Raw genomic sequence first — 16,760 nt, forward strand, 5'->3', positions numbered from 1 at the left:
GGGATCTGTAATATTATGGATACGGACGAGAAAAAGAACGGAGTCGGACCGGAAGCCGGGCAGATGCCCGAGACTTTCGGCGGCGCTTCGACAACAAAGCCTGCCGGACAAGACCCGGCCGCGCCCAGGCCGGCGCAGAGTCTGTTCGAGCCTGCCGCCCTTTCCGGCAGACTGCTGCCCGAAGATCTGCCCTATGCGGCGGAAGTGGAGGCGGCTCTGGCCAGACGTCCGGCGCGGGGTGCGATCTGGCTTTCCGTGGCGGTGTTTGCCTTCTTTGTTCTGTTCATCGTCTGGGCCGGCTTCGCCACGCTGGACGAAGTGACTCACGCCGAGGGACAGGTGATTCCTTCTTCGCGCACACAGATCATTCAGAACCTCGAAGGCGGCATTTTGAGCAGCGTTGAGGTGCATGAAGGGCAGATCGTGGAGAAGAACGACGTTCTTGCCAGAATCAACAACGAAATGGCCGAGAGCAATTTGCGCGACATGCTGTACAAGGCCATGGAAAATCTCATTGCCATCCGTCGGCTGCGGGCGTCCGTTTCCGGCGGAGAACTGACGTGGCCGGAAGATCTGCGGGCATGGCTTGAGCGGGGCACGGGGTATAAGCTTACCGAAGATCAGCTCGAGCAGGGAAGAAATCTCACGCAGGTGCAGGAGGAAACCTTTGCCGTGCAGGAGCGTCAGCGCAAGTCCGAGCTGGACGTGCTGAAGGCGCAGTCCGCGCAGCGCACGCAGGAAGTGAAGGAGCAGCTGGCCCGCAAGGATCAGCTTACCCGCAGCCTGTCGCTCATACGTCAGCAGTTGAACATGGCGTCTTCCCTGCTGCAGAAGCGCAGCTATTCCAGAGCGCAGTATCTGGAACTTCAGGAGCGCGCCGTGCAGACGCAGGGTGAGATCAACACGCTGGAAGTGTCCATTCCCCGTGCAGAAGCGGCTGCAAGCGAGGCGGAGCACCGCATGGCGCTGCGCAAGGCCGAGCTGGACGCCGCCCTCATGGAGGAGATCAACAAGCGCAGTCTGGAGCTGGCGTCGCTGCGCGAAAGTCTTTCCGCCGGCAGCGACAGGGTGACCAGAACTGAGCTGCGCTCTCCGGTGCGCGGCACGGTGAAGAAAATATACATCAACACGCTCGGCGGCGTGGTCAAGCCCGGGGAGCCCATCATGGAAATCGTGCCTCTGGACGACACCCTTCTTGTGGAAGCCAAGGTGCGCCCGGCGGACGTGGCGTTTCTGCACCCCGGACAGAAGGCCATGGTCAAGGTTTCGGCCTATGACTTTTCCATCTACGGCGGACTGGACGGCGTGCTTGAGCAGATAAGTGCCGACACCATTGAAGACAAGCGCGGGGAGTTCTATTATCAGGTCAAGGTGCGTACTCCCAAAACCGCTATTATCTATCACGGAGAGTCTCTGCCCATTATGCCGGGCATGATGACGACGGTGGATATCATGACGGGCAAGAAGACGGTTCTGGACTATCTTCTCAAGCCGATTCTCAAAGCAAAGCAGAACGCGCTCAGGGAGAAATAGCAGATAAGATTGACGAATATTTTTATGTTGCTCAACATGTCATTTTTTTTACTGATATACTCCTGTTTGTTTTAGTGATGACGTTTTATTTGAAGATGACCTTTGCTTATATGCTGTGATATATATTTTTATGAAAATTATATTATAATTGTGATGATGAATGTGCGTTATATGATGCAAGGCATGAGTTGAAACTAATTCGAGATGTTGCAGTATGGAACATTGTTCTTGACTCATGATAAATATTATTTATGATTTAATTAGCCTGAAAAATAGCTGATGATTGTTTTTTGGGAAAAGGCAGTGTGTGACATTGTTGTGGTTTTTGGAAACATAACCACTTTTGTTAATGGAGTTTTTATGATTTTCTCCAGAAAATGTAAAAGTTCCGATACGTGGACGCTGAGCAAGCGTTTTTTCATTGGGAGGCAGGCATGAGGACATCGTTTTCTTTTCTGTTTGTTTCCGGCTGTCTCGGTCTTCTGCTCTTTCTGCCTTCGGCGCATGCCGCAGAACGGGACGGAGCGATTCCCCTCAAGGAATCCATCGAAGCGATGCTGAGAAACAATAATTCGCTCAAGGCTATTCAGGAAAATCGGTCCGCCGCAGGCTATGAGATAGACCGCGCCAAGGCCGGTTATGGGCCGAGAGTGGATCTGACGGCCCGGGGCGGATTCGGCAAGCTGACCGACAGCACGACCCGTTCGTACAATTACGACGAGGCGGCTCCCTATTCGTCGGCGTCGCTGCTCGTGACGCAGCCTTTGTGGGACGGCTGGCTGACGCGCGGCCGCGTGCGGGAGGCCGAGGCGACCTATCGTTCTCTGGATCATCGCGTGATGGACAACGCCAACTCGCTGGCGCTCGACGCCATCATCGCCCATGTGGACGTGCTTCGTCGTCAGCAGATTTACCAGCTTGCGCAGGACAACGTGTCCCGGCACGAGGAAATTCTCGAAAAGGCCCGCGAACGCGAGGCGCAGGGCGTGGACACCATGGCCGACGTTTCTCAGGCGCAGAGCCGCCTGTCGCGCGCCCGTTCCACGCTGACCGAGGCCCGCGCCTCGCTGCGCATCGGGGAAGATACCTACACTCGTCTGACGCGGCTTTCGGCCATGTCTCTCGGGCCGGTGAACCTGCCTTCCAAAATGTTTTCGGGGCCTGAAGAGGTGCTGAAGGCGGCGCAGAAGGGCAATCCGAAGGTCGCCGCCTACATGGAAGACGTGAAGGCAGCCAGTGCCGTTCGGGAACAGGCGCGTTCCGCCTACAGCCCGTCGCTCAGCATTGAGGCCGGACCTTCCTATTCCGACAGAGACGGCAAGAGCGAACTCTGGACGGCCGAAGTCGGCGTTGCCGCCGTGGTGCGCTGGAATCTGTTCAACAGCGGCGCCGACGTGGCGGAAAGCAAGGCGGCCGCGGCCCGCATTCGTCAGAGCCGCCGGGTGCTCTACGACTATATGGACGATCTTGAGCTCAACGTGCGGGAAAGCTGGACGGAATATCTTTCTGCGCAGAAGCAGCTTCAGTTCTACCGCGAGGCCATCGAGTACAACAAGACTACCCGCGACGCCTATGAAGAACAGTTCGTCATGGGCGAGCGCAGTCTGCTCGACGTGCTGGACGCTGAAAACGAACTGTTCAACTCGTCCACGCAGGCGGCTACGGCGCTCGGCAACACGCTGATTGCCGCATACCGCATGAAGGCCCTTGCCGGGGATCTTCTGCCCGGATTCAACATCAGCACGGAAATGCTCAAGGTGACCCCGCACGATCATGAACCGCTCGATCACCTGATGCTGCCGAAGTAGCGCACAGGGCCGGGCCGGAGAGCTCCCGTTCTCCGGTCCGGCGTCGATGGTTTGAGGTTGCCGAAGTTTGTTTCTGCAGTAATGGATGAAGCCGGAGTTCTTGATAGTCCATGGGTATGAGAGCCCATATTGCATGCGTCTGTCATGCGCTTGCCCAGGCGCCTTGCGCGGTCGTTCTGGCGCTTGCCGTCCTTCTGGTCGCGACGCCTGCCCAGGCCAGACCTCGCCTTTTCGGAACCGTCGAGTTCCAGATGGACTTGAAAAAGCAGCAGAACTGGCTTTCCGCCATGGAACGGAACAGGAAAAAGCCGATCTTTTTCGACGAGAAAAGATTTAATTCGTCCACGCTCTGGAAGGATCTGAAGAGCAGGGCGGCGGGCAGGCCTGTTCGGGAACAGCTCAACATCGTGAACCGGTTCTGGAACCTGTGGCCGTACCGCACCGACAAGGAAGTGTACGGCAAGGCGGATTACTGGGCGGCGCCGTATGAGTTCCTTGCCAGGTCCGGCGACTGCGAGGACTACTGCATAATCAAGTACTATACGCTGAAGGAACTGGGCGTTTCCGTGGAAAACATGCGCATTGTGGTGGTGCGGGAAACCATACGCAACATCGGTCATGCGATTCTGGCCGTGTACGACGGAGATGATGTCTATATCCTGGACAACCTCTCCGAAGCCGTGCGTCCCATGGAGAGAGTGCGAAACTATGTGCCGCAGTTTTCCGTGAATGAAAAGCATCGCTGGGTTCATGTGAAGGCTCGTCGATAAGTGATTGTCGAGGTTCGACGGACTTTCCGTTATACGTCGTCCCCCCGAAGGATGGAGGAATATGATGAACAGCCGTGAGAATGCCAGCTATTCTGGCTTATCCAAAAGATCGACTCTTCTGGCCGCCGTCGGTCTTGCGCTCGTTTCGGGGGGAATCGCCCTCTTGGCCTGCTTTTCCCAGCTTGAGAGCCGTCGTCTCGACGTCATGCAGCGCTTTGAGCAGGACGTGACGGCCTGGCTCGACGGCGCGAGGCGTGACGTGGAAATCTGGAATGCAGATATGAAGAAGCTTCGTCTCCGCATCAGCGAATCCGAAACCTATCGCCTGTTCTCCGGCGATCTTTTCGGCCTGGACAGCCGTGTGGCCGGCGTCATCAACAGCGCGGAGCAGACGGGCAATCTTCCCGGTCCTGCGGCTGTGCTCTCCGAAGAAGTGCCCGCCATCCGCAGAATCCTGCTGGAGTTCATGAACTACAACGGACTTCTCGACGCCCGCCTCGTCAACAAAAACGGTCAGACCATTCTTTCCGCGTTCAGCACGCCTTCGCCGCTTTCGCCGGAGCAGAACAGCGCGGCGCAGCAGACCATGAAGACGGGAGAAACGTCGTTCCTTCCCGTGCGGGGAAGCGTCAACGGTCTGGCGCTCGACGTCTTCGAGCCCGTCTATGATCTGGATTCTCCCGAAAAGTGCGTGGCGGTGTTCATGTCGTCGGTGCCCGTGCTCAGCAAGGTGACGCAGTTCACGGCGCGGCCGAAGCAGAACGACATGTCCACGGCGGCCATGGTGCAGCGCCGGGGCGACGTGTGGGAAAAAATGCAGGTTCCTTCTCCGGTGGCGGTTCCCGCGGCGCTCGGCAAGGAGCTTGCCGACCACAAGGGCGTGCTGCCTTTCGGGCTGCGCGAAAGCGTTTCCGAGGGGGGCGGCATGGTGTATTCCATGTCCGTGTTTTTCCCCGGCCTGGAGTGGAGTCTCGTGCATGAAACGCCGGAATCCGTGGTGGAAGGCATGGTGTTCCGCGCCGAACTGCCCGTGTATGCGGTCGGCGTGCTGGCCTGGATCAGCTTCATGCTGCTGAGCGGCCTTCTCTGGTGGATGGGCTTCGGACGTCAGCAGCGCGCCGTGGCTGCCGAACTTCGGCGTCTCAATCAGATCATTTCCCGGCAGAAGGAGCTTCTGGACAGCGTCAATCTTTCTCTCGACGTCGGTCTTTTCATGGCGGACGTGAAGGGACAGATCCGCGTCTGCAACCCTGCGCTCGCGGCCATTCTCGGCAAGGACGAAAAGGACGTCAGCGAGCAGATGATTTTCAGCTGCTTCCCCACGGACGCGGCAACGCTTCTTCTCGATCGCATCCGGCAGGTCGCCATCAACAATCGGGAGGAAGGCTGCGAAATTTATCTGGAGCGGGACGGCGAAAAGCGTCTGTACCGCGTCACCCTGTTCCCGTTCATGGACGCCGGCGGCGAGAGCGTGCGCAACAGCATTCGCGGCGCGGTGGTCAGCATGAAGGACATCACGGAATTTCGCCGTCAGAGCCTGCGCATGCGGCAGCGTCAGAAGAGCCTTATTGAGGCTTTTACCCGCGCTGAGGAAAGCGTGGATCCCTATCTGGCCGGTCACTCGCAGCGCATGGCAAAGCTGGGCGAACTGCTGTCCGTCGAAATGGGCCTGTCCGAAGACGGCAGGAACACCGTAGTCATGGGAGCCATGCTTTCCCAGGTCGGCAAGCTGTTCATTCCGAGGGAGCTGCTCACCAAGAAAGGCAAACTTACTCCGGAAGAGCTCGATCAGGTGCATCAGGCTCCGGAGCACGCCTTCCGTCTGATGGAAAATGTGGACTTCGATCTTCCCATTGCCAGGGCTCTGCATGAAATGTATGAGAACATGGATGGTTCCGGCTATCCCAACCATTTGAAGGGTGAGGAAATCCTGCCCGAAGCCCGCGTGCTCGGCGTGCTCAACGCCTTCTGCGCCATGGTGAGTTCCCGCGCCTACCGCAAGGGCATGGACGAGAGACAGGCCGTGGAAGAGCTGATGAACAACGCCCGTTTTGATCAGACCGTGGTGAATCATCTCAGAAACGTGTTGAAAACGCCGGAAGGCATGGTGGCGGCGCGTTCGTGACCGGCGCTCGCCCGAAGAGCGTCACCGGCGCTGTGCGCTGAACCGGCAGCAAAGAGCCGCAGAAAGACCTGATGGGAGCTTTCTGCGGCTTATCTTACTTGATGGAAGTCCGGGATGGAGGCGGAAAGACGTCGCGAGCGGCGTATTATGACGCCGTGACTATGCGGTTCTTTCCGGAGCGCTTGCCCATGTACATGCGTTCGTCCGCCAGCTTGAACAGCGCCTCGCGACTGGAAGAAGGCGAGGTCTGCTCGATTTCGCTCAGGCAGGCGCATCCGATGGTAAAACTGAAGGGAATGATTTGTCCGTTGCCCAGCACGATGTTCTTCCGCATGGAGTTTGAGAGGGAAACAATGCGGTTGCAGAACGCTTCGTAGGTGCTGGCCATGGAAATGATGATGAATTCGTCGCCTCCGTAGCGGGTGATGAATTCATGGTGCTGATAGTCAAAGTATTTGAGCCAGAACTGACTGCAGCTTTTCAGCACTTCATCGCCGGTATCGTGGCCATATCTGTCGTTGATGAGTTTGAAGCCGTCCATGTCAAGCATGGCAATGCATAGTTCCTGCTGCTGTTGTTCCGCTTCCTTCACATAGTTTTGAAAATACGTATCCATATAATGCCAGCTGTAGCAGCCGGTAAGCGGATCGCGGATAAGACGGGAATTTTCTTCCTGAAGACGGCGTATTTCAACAATAACGTGTTCATTGCGTCCGAGTCCGGAAATGTCCGTGAGCTCGGTAATCAGTTCCAGAGTGAACGTTTTTCCATCCAGAATGACATATCGTGCAATGACGATAAAAATATGTCCGTTTATGGATTCAAGTTTTGTGCATTGATCTTGAGAATCAATAACCTGTTTGGAGATACAGTACTTGCAGCAGGTTTTGCGATTCCAGAAATGATAGCACAAGGTGTCCGCTTTCAGGTTGTCATCTTCAAAAAGATAGGCCTTGCAGTCGCTGGGAGAAACAAGACGAATAATCTTGAAAGTATTGCGAAGCGTTTTTACTTCTTTAACAAGTTCGTCAAAGGTATATATGTGTTTTACTGCCGGCTGCTGCATGACCATGTTCCCTTCGGTCTTGAGATGCTGCTGGAACGATGGCATACAAAATTTTTTCCGTCAATAAAAATGACAGGTAAATTTTTAATGATTTGCAGCAGATACCAGTTCTCCATCAGAGCATCTCCGTTTTAGTGCACGGCTATCAAGTCCATTCTTCCCATTCCGCAACGGGGCGGCGCACACAGAGGATGCATGCTCAGGTCGTCTTTTTTCGATGTCTCAGCTCGGCGGAGAGAGGCTTAACAACAACATTATAATGTGATAGATATATAAAATATCTGTAAAGAACTGTATAAACTTCGTGTGTTTGACATATAACATGAAGTATTTCATAAATATTTTTTTCTGAGGTCTTCGGAACGGGCTATCCGTGTCCGGTATGGACTGAAGACATGTTGTTCGGCCGTAGAGGAGCAACGATGGTTCAATCTTTTATACAGGCGCAACGGCCCGATACGCTGCTGATTGTTGACGACAATGAAATCAATCGGGAGATTCTCGAGCATATTTTTTCTTCGTTTTATCCCACGGAGCAGGCGGAAAACGGACGTGTCGGCCTCGATAAGATTTTATCCCGGCCGGAGAATTACTGCGCCATTCTTCTGGACGTGGTCATGCCGGAGATGGACGGCATACAGGTGCTTCATCGGCTGAAGGCCGAAGGGCTGATGGAAAAAATTCCCGTGTTCCTGATCACCGGAGAGGCCAGCGACGCCGTCATGAACGAGGCGTATCGTCTGGGCGTCATGGACGTCATCAGCAAGCCGGTGGTGCCCTACATCGTGCAGCGACGGGTAAACTCCGTGGTGGAACTGTTCCGCGCGAGAAAGATTCTCGGCAACAAGGTGGAACAGCAGCAGTCGGAACTGCTCAAGCAGGCGCAGAAGATCATACGTCTGAACGAGGGCATGATAGAATCGCTGGCCACGGCCATCGAATTCCGCAGCGGAGAATCCGGGGAACACGTGCGCCGCATTCACGACATTACGCGGCACCTTCTGCGGCATACGGATCTCGGCGAAGGACTGACGGAGGTGGACATAGAGCATATTGCTCTGGCTTCCATCATGCACGACGTGGGCAAGATCGCCATTCCCGACGCCATATTGAACAAGCCCGGCAGACTCACGCCGGAAGAGTTTGAAATCATCAAGACGCATACCACGAAGGGCGCGGAGCTGCTGGAAAAAATTCCGCAGCTGCGCGAGCATGAATCCTATCGGTACGCCTACGACATCGCCCGTCATCACCATGAGCGCTGGGACGGCAGGGGCTACCCCGACGGGTTGAAGGGCGATGAGATTTCCATCTGGGCCCAGATTGTGGCCCTTGCGGACGTGTATGACGCTCTGGTGAGCAAGCGCTGCTACAAAACGGCCTTTGCCCGCCAGGAAGCGCTGGACATGATTCGCGACAACAAATGCGGAGTCTTCAATCCGCGGCTTCTGGACAGGTTCTTCGCCGAAGAGGAAAAGCTTGCCAGATTGTATCCCCGAAGAAGTGAGGAAAACTGACCATGGACGCGAACGTCAGAAACATGCTGATCGAGGGCGGAATCAACGTTGACGAAGTGCTTGAGCGCTGCATGGGCAGTGAAGCTCTGGTGGCCCGTCTGCTGAAGAAGTTTCCGGCAGACGGCAGCTACGGCAAGCTGTCGGAGGCCGTCGACAACGGCGACGAGGCGGCGGCGCTGGAAGCCTCCCACACGCTGAAGGGCGTATGCGGCAACCTGGCCGTGTCGGAACTGTTCGGCCTGCTCGACAGGCAGGTGCAGCTTCTGCGCGCGCACGACATGGACGGAGCTGCGGCCGTCATGCCGGAGATCACCCGGACATATCAGGCTGCGGTTCAGGCTGTGGAGAAGGCGTTCAGCTGAGTTTAAAAGCACGCCTGTGAAACATTCCGTCGTCAAGCGGAGTGGCGGTTTTCCGGGAAGATGGGGAACACGCTGGTCTTCACAAGGAAACACACATGCGCTCCAGATTTTTTCCGTACGGAATATATTTTAATATCATTTTGTTTTTGCTGGTAGTGACGCTTTCCGGCCTGGGCATTCACGTCTTTCGGGACATTCTTCTCCGCAATGCCAGAGAACCACCGGAATGACGCTGGCCAGCAACTATGCCGCGGAAGAACGGAGCAATCTGGTCGTTTATGAAACGCTGCTGTCCTTCGGGACCACGTCCATCGACACGCGTCTCATGCAAGGCGACTCCAGATACATGATGACGTGGATGAAGATTTTCTTCGACCGGGTGCAGACCATCCTGGGCGAGAACGTCGTCAGTCCCTACATCATCCTTGACGGCGCCGTGGTGGATATGAAGGGCCATGTGCGAGAAGTGTTTTCCCCTGTGGATCCTACGGAACAGGACTGGTACGCCAGAGCTGTGGAGTCTCCGGGAAAGACCATTTTTACCGACGTTTATAAGGATCCTGCCACGGGCATGCCCGTGGTTACCGTAGCCCGCAAATGTCTGCGCTCGAATGCCGTGCTGGTGTTCGACCTTTTTCCGTATAATTTCAAGTTTCACATCACACCGCAGCATAAAAACCGGCGTCATGCGTTTTTCGTTTGCGACGGCAATGGAACATTGCTGTATAAAAATACGGTATTTTCATATCAGGACGTCAAACTTCAGGCATATGTAAGTCTGCTCCTTCAAAAGATACGGAATGGAGACTTTGCATCTCATACCTCCTATGTCATTGGTCTGGACGGCAATAGACGTTCCGTTTATTATTCAAAGATGTCCAATGGCTGGTACACCATTGTCACGGTGCCTCATGAGGAAATACTGAAAGAGGCAGATCTTCTTTTGTGGCTTTTCGTTCTTTCGACGGGAATATTTCTGATAGTTCTTCTGGTTCATTCCTGGCGATACATAAGGGCAAACAGACTCATGGAGCGCGTCAACGAGACCGTGAGGGTGCTGGGCGATTCCTATTATGCCCTGTATCGCGTGAATTTTACCAGGGAAACGTATGAGACCATAAAGCCTTCCGAGGTGGTGCAGCAGAAGCTGCCGCAGACGGGGCCGTACAGCGCGCTTTTGCAGGTGATCGTCGACGTCATCGAGCCGGACGCCCGTGAGGAGTATGCGCATAATTTTTCCTGTGAGAGCATCCGTTCGCTGGTGTCGCGAAGGGTTCGGGATTTCGGCGGAGATTTTCGGCGGCGCTTCGGCGAGGAATATCGCTGGGTCAGCATCAGGGTGCTTTTTGACGAAAAGCTCACGCCCGAAGAGGTGGTGCTCTGTTTCCGCGAGGTGGAGCAGGAAAAGCAGCAGCAGCTTCAGGAGAGAAAGCTGCTTCAGGACTCGCTGGAAAGCGCACGGCGGAACGAGAAGGCCAAGCAGGCGTTTTTCAGCAACATGTCGCACGACATGCGGACGCCCATCAATGCCATTACGGGCCTCTCCGAACTGGCCGAACGCTTTCTGGACGACAAGGAAAAAGTCAGGGACTACCTTGCCAAAATCGGCTACTCCAGCCGTCAGCTGAAAAGCCTGATAGACGACATCCTCAACATGTCGCGCATGGAGCAGGGCAGAATGTCCATGAACAACAGAGTCATGGATCTGCGGGAGTGCCTCCGGGACTGTCTTGAAACATATAAGGTGCAGGCCGACGCGGAACACAAGATTCTGAAGATTGATCTGAACATGGAACAGACGCAGGTTCTGGGAGATCCTGTGCGCATGGTGCAGCTTCTCAACAACTTGTTGTCCAACGCGTTCAAGTTCACCGCCGAGCACGGCGAGATCTCCGTGTCCGTTTCCCGCGCGGGTGAGAGCGAAGACAAGGACACCGTCAAATACCGCATAGTGGTGTCCGATACGGGAACGGGCATATCCAAAGACTTTCTGCCTCACATTTTTGAACCCTACACCAGAGAAGTCCGGTTCAGCGCGAAAAACGTGGCCGGCACGGGACTCGGCATGTCCATCACCAAGAATCTCGTGGAGCAGATGAACGGCGAGATAACGGTGGAAAGCGAGCTTTGCAGGGGCACGACGTTTACCATTGTGATTCCGTTTGCGCTTGCCGGAAAGGATTCGTTCCAGGACGCGGAGGCGAAGCCCGTGGATGAGCACCCCGAGCTTCTGCAGGGAAAGCGCATCCTGTTGGTTGAAGACAACATGGTGAACATGGAACTTGCAGCTGAAATGTTTGCCGTGCAGGGCATGGAGGTATCGCAGGCGTGGAACGGAAAAGAAGCCGTGCAGGCGTTTGCCGATTCGGAACCTTTTTATTTCGACGCCGTGCTCATGGACATGCAGATGCCGGAAATGGACGGATGCGAGGCAACAAGGGCCATACGGGCGCTGGATCGGCCCGATGCCCGCAGCGTGCTCATCATAGCCGTGACGGCGAACGCCTTTGCCGAAGACATAGCCGCCACCACGGCTGCGGGCATGGATATGCACGTGGCCAAACCCATAGATTTTAAAAAACTGTTTCAGATTCTTCAGACAAGTTTTGCCGGGAGACATTGAGAAGCTCATGCACGGGCGGTTGTTATGAAAAAAGACACCAGGCTTTTTTTTCTGGCCAGCATCTTCTGCGCTGTTTTTTGCATAGGAATATTTGTGTGGGGCTCGCTGTCCATGATCCGTCAGGGCGAGCAGGCCAGTCTGACGCTTGGTGAAATTTACATGAAGGCCATGAACTACCAGATGCAGCTTCATTTTCGCTCCATCATTGAGCTGAAAATCAAGCAGGTGGAAGGCATCGTGAACAAGACGCCCCCGGAAACGACCAGGGATCACAGCGAAAAAGCACGTCAGGAACTTCGTTCCAGCGCCGTACTGCGGAAATTTACGCATCTGGCCCTGTACGCGACCGACGGCACGGCCGAAGTCATTTTCGGAGAACCTGTTTCCGTCATGGATGAAGCCGCCTTTCTCCAGGCGTTGAACAGAGGGGAAAAGAATGTGGCTTCGGGCGTTACGGCTTCCGGCAGGGAACTCGTGATTCTCGGCGTTTCCGTAGGGTATCCCGTTTCGGAGGGCTACCCCATGAAGGACGGGAAGACCTGCACGGCGCTGGTGGTCGGTCTTCCGCTTGAGAGCATCAGCGACGCCATGTCTCTGAACTTGGACAAGTCCATGGTGTATTCGCACATCATCCGCAAGGACGGCAGTTTCGTCTTCCGCAATGTCGCCGTCAAGGCGGACAACTACTATACCTGGTTTGAGCAGGATGGGCATTTCGAGGGCAAGACCGCCGAGGAGATGGTTGCCGATCTCAAAGACAGCATCCGGAAGGGCGCCGAGCATACCATGTTCATGACCGTCGATGGAGAACTCCATCACGTGCATTGTTCTCCGCTGCCGAATTCTTCATGGTATCTGGTTACGGACATGCCGTACGGCGAGCTCGACAAGGCGGTGGAAGGCATGTGGAACGAGCGGTTTTTCACGGCGGTAAGCGCCGCGTTGCTGCTGCCGCTGCCCATTCTGGCGCTGTTTTTCTTTTATTCGAGAATTTCCAGGAGGCAGATTGCGGAGCTTGAAAAGGCCAGAGCTGAGGCCGACAGAGCCAACAGGGCCAAGAGCGAGTTCCTTTCCAATATGAGCCACGACATCCGCACGCCCATGAACGCCATCGTGGGCATGACGGCCATTGCTGCGGCCAACGCCGAAAATTCCGTGCTCGTTCAGGATTGTCTGAGAAAAATCACGCTTTCCAGCCGTCATCTTCTCGGCCTCATCAACGACGTGCTGGACATGTCCAAAATAGAAAGCGGCAAGCTTTCCCTCAATATGGACGTGGTCTCTCTTCGCGAAGTGCTGGAAGGCATAGTCGGCATCGTGCAGCCGCAGATCAAGGCGAAGAAGCAGCAGTTCGACATACACATCCACAATATTCTGTCCGAGAACGTCTATTCGGACAGCGTGCGGCTCAGTCAGGTGCTTCTGAATCTTCTTTCCAACGCCCTGAAGTTCACGCCGCAGGGCGGCTCCATCCAGATAACGCTGTATCAGGAAGATTCGCCGCAGGGTGAATGGTTCGCGCGCACGCATATATTGGTGAAGGATACGGGCATAGGCATGACGCCAGAGTTCCAGAAGAGGATTTTTGAATCCTTTGCCCGTGAAGACAATGCCCGCGTGCATAAGATTGAAGGCACGGGACTCGGCATGTCCATCATGAAGTACATTGTGGATCAGATGCAGGGAACCATAGAGATTCACAGCGAAGTGGACAAGGGCACGGAATTCCACATCACGCTGGATATGAAGAAAATCAACACGCAGAGTGAACAGATGCGTCTTCCCGACTGGAACGTGCTGATTGTGGACGACGATGCGGAATTGTGCCGGACGGCGGCCGGAGCCCTGACCGAAATGGGGACGACCGTGGAGTGGGCGCTGAGCGGCCGAGAGGCCGTCGTCATGGCCGAAGAGCGTCACCGTGAGGGGCGGGACTATCACGTGATTCTTCTCGACTGGAAAATGCCGGAAATGGACGGCCCCGCCACGGCCCGCAGGCTGCGTGAGATTCTGGGCAGTCAGGTGCCGGTGCTGCTGGTGTCGTCCTACGACTGGAGCGAAATAGAGCAGGAGGCGCGTCGCGCGGGGATTTCCGGATTTATTCCCAAGCCGCTCTTCAAGTCCACGCTGTTCCAGGGGATGAAGCCGTTCATGGACGTCGATGCAGGCCAGGTCGGCAGCGTGGATACGGGAATGGCGGATCTGGCCGGTCGGCGCATTCTGCTGGCGGAGGACAACGAACTGAACTGGGAAGTCGCCAGCGCCATTCTGGAAGAGTTCGGCTTCCTTCTGGACTGGGCCGAAAACGGCCAGGTCTGCGTGGACATGTTCGGCAAGTCGGAGCCCGGCTATTATGATCTGATTCTCATGGACGTCCGCATGCCGGTCATGAACGGATACGAGGCCACCAGAGCGATTCGGGCCATGGACAGGGCCGACGCCGACGTTCCCATCATCGCCATGACGGCCGACGCCTTTTCCGAAGACATTCATCAGTGTCTTGAAAGCGGCATGAACGCGCATGTGGCCAAGCCCCTGGACATCAAGGTGCTCATGCGGCTCATTCAGAAGTATATCCGGTAGGAAGTTGCAGAGAGGCTGCCTCTCGCCTCCGGCGCGGAAGTTTGCGCCGGAGGCGTCGTTGCCGACGAGAGGCGACGCGGCAAGAAAAGCCGCTTTTGGAAAAAGGCAATGATTTCGTCATGTCTGCTTCATGCTGCCGTCATGATTTCTTTCTATGTTTGCCCCGTACGCGATGTTTCCGCAGAAAAGATCCGCTGGAAACGTCCGGAGCAGTTTCCCGGGGAAACTGCCATGCATCCACCGAAGAGGATGCTGCGCAAGGGGCGTGCGACCGCTGTCAGTTGCAGTGCGAATGCGCCTTGAAGCGTGTAGGTTTTGAGCCGTGAAGAGCTCGGAGCTTTTAACGTAAACCGCTCTCAAGGGGGCATACATGACTGTTGTCGGAAACAGGATGGTTCGTTTTCGCGTTGTTGCAACGCTGCTGCTGGCTCTTGTGGTTTCTGCCGTATGGCATACGGGAGCCTATGCGGATGTTGTGCAGATTGTTTATACTTCCGATCAGCATTACGGCATTTCCCGCAAGGCTTTCCGGGGCAGGAAGCAGGTTCCCGCGACGGAGGTCAATGCGGCGCTTGTGGCTTCCATCAACAAGCTGCCCGGGCTGGTGCTGCCGCCGGACGGCGGCGTGATGGCCGGCAAGCCCGTCGAGTGGATAGACTACGTCATTTCCACCGGCGACATCGCCAACAGAATGGAAGGCTCCAGGGAAAAGGCTCCCATGACGGCAACGGAATGCTGGAACGTCTTCATGGAACAGTACGGCAAGGGGCTTGCCGTCAAGGACCGCAAGGGACAGCCCGCCGAGCTGCTCGCCGTGCCCGGCAACCACGATATGACCAATGCCGTGGGCTTTTTCCGCCCCATGTATCCCGAGAAGGACAACGGCGCACTCCGCGCCATGCTGGAAAGATCCACGGGTAAAAAGGTGCCCGCCTCCTTTGATCCCTATGCGCAGCCTGTGGTGTTCAGCCGGGAAAAGGGCGGACTGCATCTTCTTCTCATGGGCATATGGCCGGACACCGCCAGCCGTGCCTGGATGGAAAAGGAATTGAAGAAGATGCCCGCAGGTCAGCCCGCGCTGCTCTTTACGCATATGCCTCCGAATCTTACCGCCAACCGCCTGACCAATCCCAACGGCGACCACGGCCTTTCCGCGAAGGACGGCTTTGAAAACCTGACGCCGGACGTGTCGAGCGTGCGCAGCGTCAAGGAACGTCCTCTCCGCGAACATCGTGAGCTGGCGGATTTTCTCAAGGCGCATTCGGCCATTCGGGCGTATTTCCACGGGCATGAGAACTTCAACGAGTTTTATGACTGGCAGGGCCCGGATTACACGATTTCTCTGCCGACCTTCCGCGTGGATTCCCCGATGAAGGGCGACGTTTCCGCCGGAGATGAGACGGAGCTTTCCTTCCTGCTGATTTCCGCGGATACGGACACGGGAAAGATGACGGTTCGCGAAGTGCTGTGGAACACCAACGCATCCGATATGATGACCTGGGGTCAGACGCGCACGGTTTCCATCGCTGTGGATGAGGCAAAGAAGTAGTCTTCCGATCAGGATCCGTTTTTTCAGGGCATGATCGTTCTATGCAGGCGATCATGTCCTTCGTGTTTAACGGTTTTTGGACCTTGTCCGCCGCTGCGCCTGTTCGGGAAGACGCCGAAAAACGAAGCGGATCTTGCCGGAAGGGAGCAGCGGCCGTTGATCCGCGGCAGTTTTCAGGGCGACGATGTTGGAAATCGGCGTCCGCATGTTGAAAAAGGAAATCTCCCTGTACGGATGGGGAGATTTCCTTTTCGGCGTTAATGGCGTTGTTGCAGGAAAGGGGGACAGTCTCGCGAAAGGCGAAGTCTGTTCTGCGACGTTGATCAGTCGGATGCAGAAGCCCGGGACATTTCATTGACGCGTTTTGCCAGCGCGCGTCCCCAGGGTCTGGAAATACAGTGGCTGCACAACTTGAGGCAGAGGCCGTTCCAGGCTTCTTCCGCCGCTTCCAGCGTGGATTCCTGCGGGCCGGACATGCCGCAGGTTCGACACCCGACGGAGTAGAACTTGCCCAGAACGTCGATGATGCCGATGTCGGTTGATGCACAGTAGGGACAGGCGTGCTTGGTCATGCTGTGAATCCTCAAATACATGGTGGAAGGAAAAGAGAGCGCGATTATATCTCAGAAAAGCGCGGTTGACGAGTGTAAAAAAAATCACGATTCACGCCGGAAAAAAGACTTGCTTCTGTTTTTTCTAAAAAAACTTACGGGAAAATCAAAAGGTTGTTCCGATGGCAGAACTGACGGAAAAGAGCGGAACAACAGCGCGCCAATGTCTGCTTTACGCTGGGAAAAGCTGCTTTTGGAACATGTTTCGTGAGC

12 protein-coding genes are annotated in these 16,760 nt (G+C 55.7%); 10 read left to right on the top strand and 2 right to left on the bottom strand.

Features of this window, described 5'->3' with window-relative positions; all coding sequences use genetic code 11:
- Positions 1-15 precede the first annotated feature (15 nt).
- The 4 genes from ABGT79_RS13255 to ABGT79_RS13270 all read left to right on the top strand — a co-directional run bounded on the left by ABGT79_RS13255 (position 16) and on the right by ABGT79_RS13270 (position 6,236).
- A complete protein-coding gene (locus tag ABGT79_RS13255; protein ID WP_346666576.1) occupies positions 16-1,533 on the top strand; it encodes an HlyD family type I secretion periplasmic adaptor subunit in 1,518 nt (505 codons plus the stop codon).
- Positions 1,534-1,967: 434 nt separating this feature from the next.
- On the top strand, positions 1,968-3,341 hold the full coding sequence (locus tag ABGT79_RS13260) for a TolC family outer membrane protein (RefSeq protein WP_346666577.1): 1,374 nt from the start codon (positions 1,968-1,970) through the stop codon (positions 3,339-3,341).
- Between the two features lie 251 nt (positions 3,342-3,592).
- Complete coding sequence (locus ABGT79_RS13265) at positions 3,593-4,111, top strand: transglutaminase-like cysteine peptidase (RefSeq protein WP_346666578.1); 519 nt, start codon at positions 3,593-3,595, stop codon at positions 4,109-4,111.
- 61 nt (positions 4,112-4,172) lie between these two features.
- Positions 4,173-6,236, top strand: a complete 2,064-nt coding sequence (locus ABGT79_RS13270; protein ID WP_346666579.1) for an HD domain-containing phosphohydrolase — start codon at positions 4,173-4,175, stop codon at positions 6,234-6,236.
- Between the two features lie 145 nt (positions 6,237-6,381).
- Here the strand turns inward: ABGT79_RS13270 and ABGT79_RS13275 are convergent, their stop codons facing one another.
- A complete protein-coding gene (locus ABGT79_RS13275; RefSeq protein WP_346666580.1) occupies positions 6,382-7,347 on the bottom strand; it encodes a GGDEF domain-containing protein in 966 nt (321 codons plus the stop codon).
- Positions 7,348-7,724: 377 nt separating this feature from the next.
- Here ABGT79_RS13275 and ABGT79_RS13280 point away from each other — a divergent pair, with 377 nt between their 5' ends.
- The 5 genes from ABGT79_RS13280 (at position 7,725) to ABGT79_RS13300 (ending at position 15,936) form a co-directional block, all read left to right on the top strand.
- Positions 7,725-8,819, top strand: coding sequence for an HD domain-containing phosphohydrolase (locus tag ABGT79_RS13280; protein ID WP_294485853.1), 1,095 nt, complete (start codon positions 7,725-7,727; stop codon positions 8,817-8,819).
- A 2-nt stretch (positions 8,820-8,821) separates the two neighbouring features.
- Positions 8,822-9,181 (top strand): Hpt domain-containing protein, encoded by a 360-nt coding sequence (locus ABGT79_RS13285; RefSeq protein ID WP_346666581.1) that lies wholly within the window; start codon positions 8,822-8,824, stop codon positions 9,179-9,181.
- 226 nt (positions 9,182-9,407) lie between these two features.
- On the top strand, positions 9,408-11,804 hold the full coding sequence (locus ABGT79_RS13290; RefSeq protein WP_346666582.1) for an ATP-binding protein: 2,397 nt from the start codon (positions 9,408-9,410) through the stop codon (positions 11,802-11,804).
- 24 nt (positions 11,805-11,828) lie between these two features.
- A complete protein-coding gene (locus tag ABGT79_RS13295; protein ID WP_346666583.1) occupies positions 11,829-14,387 on the top strand; it encodes a response regulator in 2,559 nt (852 codons plus the stop codon).
- Between the two features lie 391 nt (positions 14,388-14,778).
- Complete coding sequence (locus tag ABGT79_RS13300; protein WP_346666584.1) at positions 14,779-15,936, top strand: metallophosphoesterase; 1,158 nt, start codon at positions 14,779-14,781, stop codon at positions 15,934-15,936.
- Between the two features lie 323 nt (positions 15,937-16,259).
- On the opposite strand, the gene ABGT79_RS13305 is transcribed toward ABGT79_RS13300, so the two are convergent.
- Positions 16,260-16,508 carry a hypothetical protein gene (locus ABGT79_RS13305; protein ID WP_294485865.1) on the bottom strand — a complete coding sequence of 83 codons (249 nt, stop codon included), beginning with the start codon at positions 16,506-16,508 and terminating at the stop codon, positions 16,260-16,262.
- A 19-nt stretch (positions 16,509-16,527) separates the two neighbouring features.
- On the opposite strand from ABGT79_RS13305, the gene ABGT79_RS13310 reads away from it, so the two are divergent.
- Positions 16,528-16,758 (top strand): hypothetical protein, encoded by a 231-nt coding sequence (locus ABGT79_RS13310; protein ID WP_346666585.1) that lies wholly within the window; start codon positions 16,528-16,530, stop codon positions 16,756-16,758.
- Positions 16,759-16,760: the final 2 nt, after the last annotated feature.

Source organism: uncultured Mailhella sp. (assembly GCF_963931295.1).
GTDB lineage: Bacteria > Desulfobacterota > Desulfovibrionia > Desulfovibrionales > Desulfovibrionaceae > Mailhella.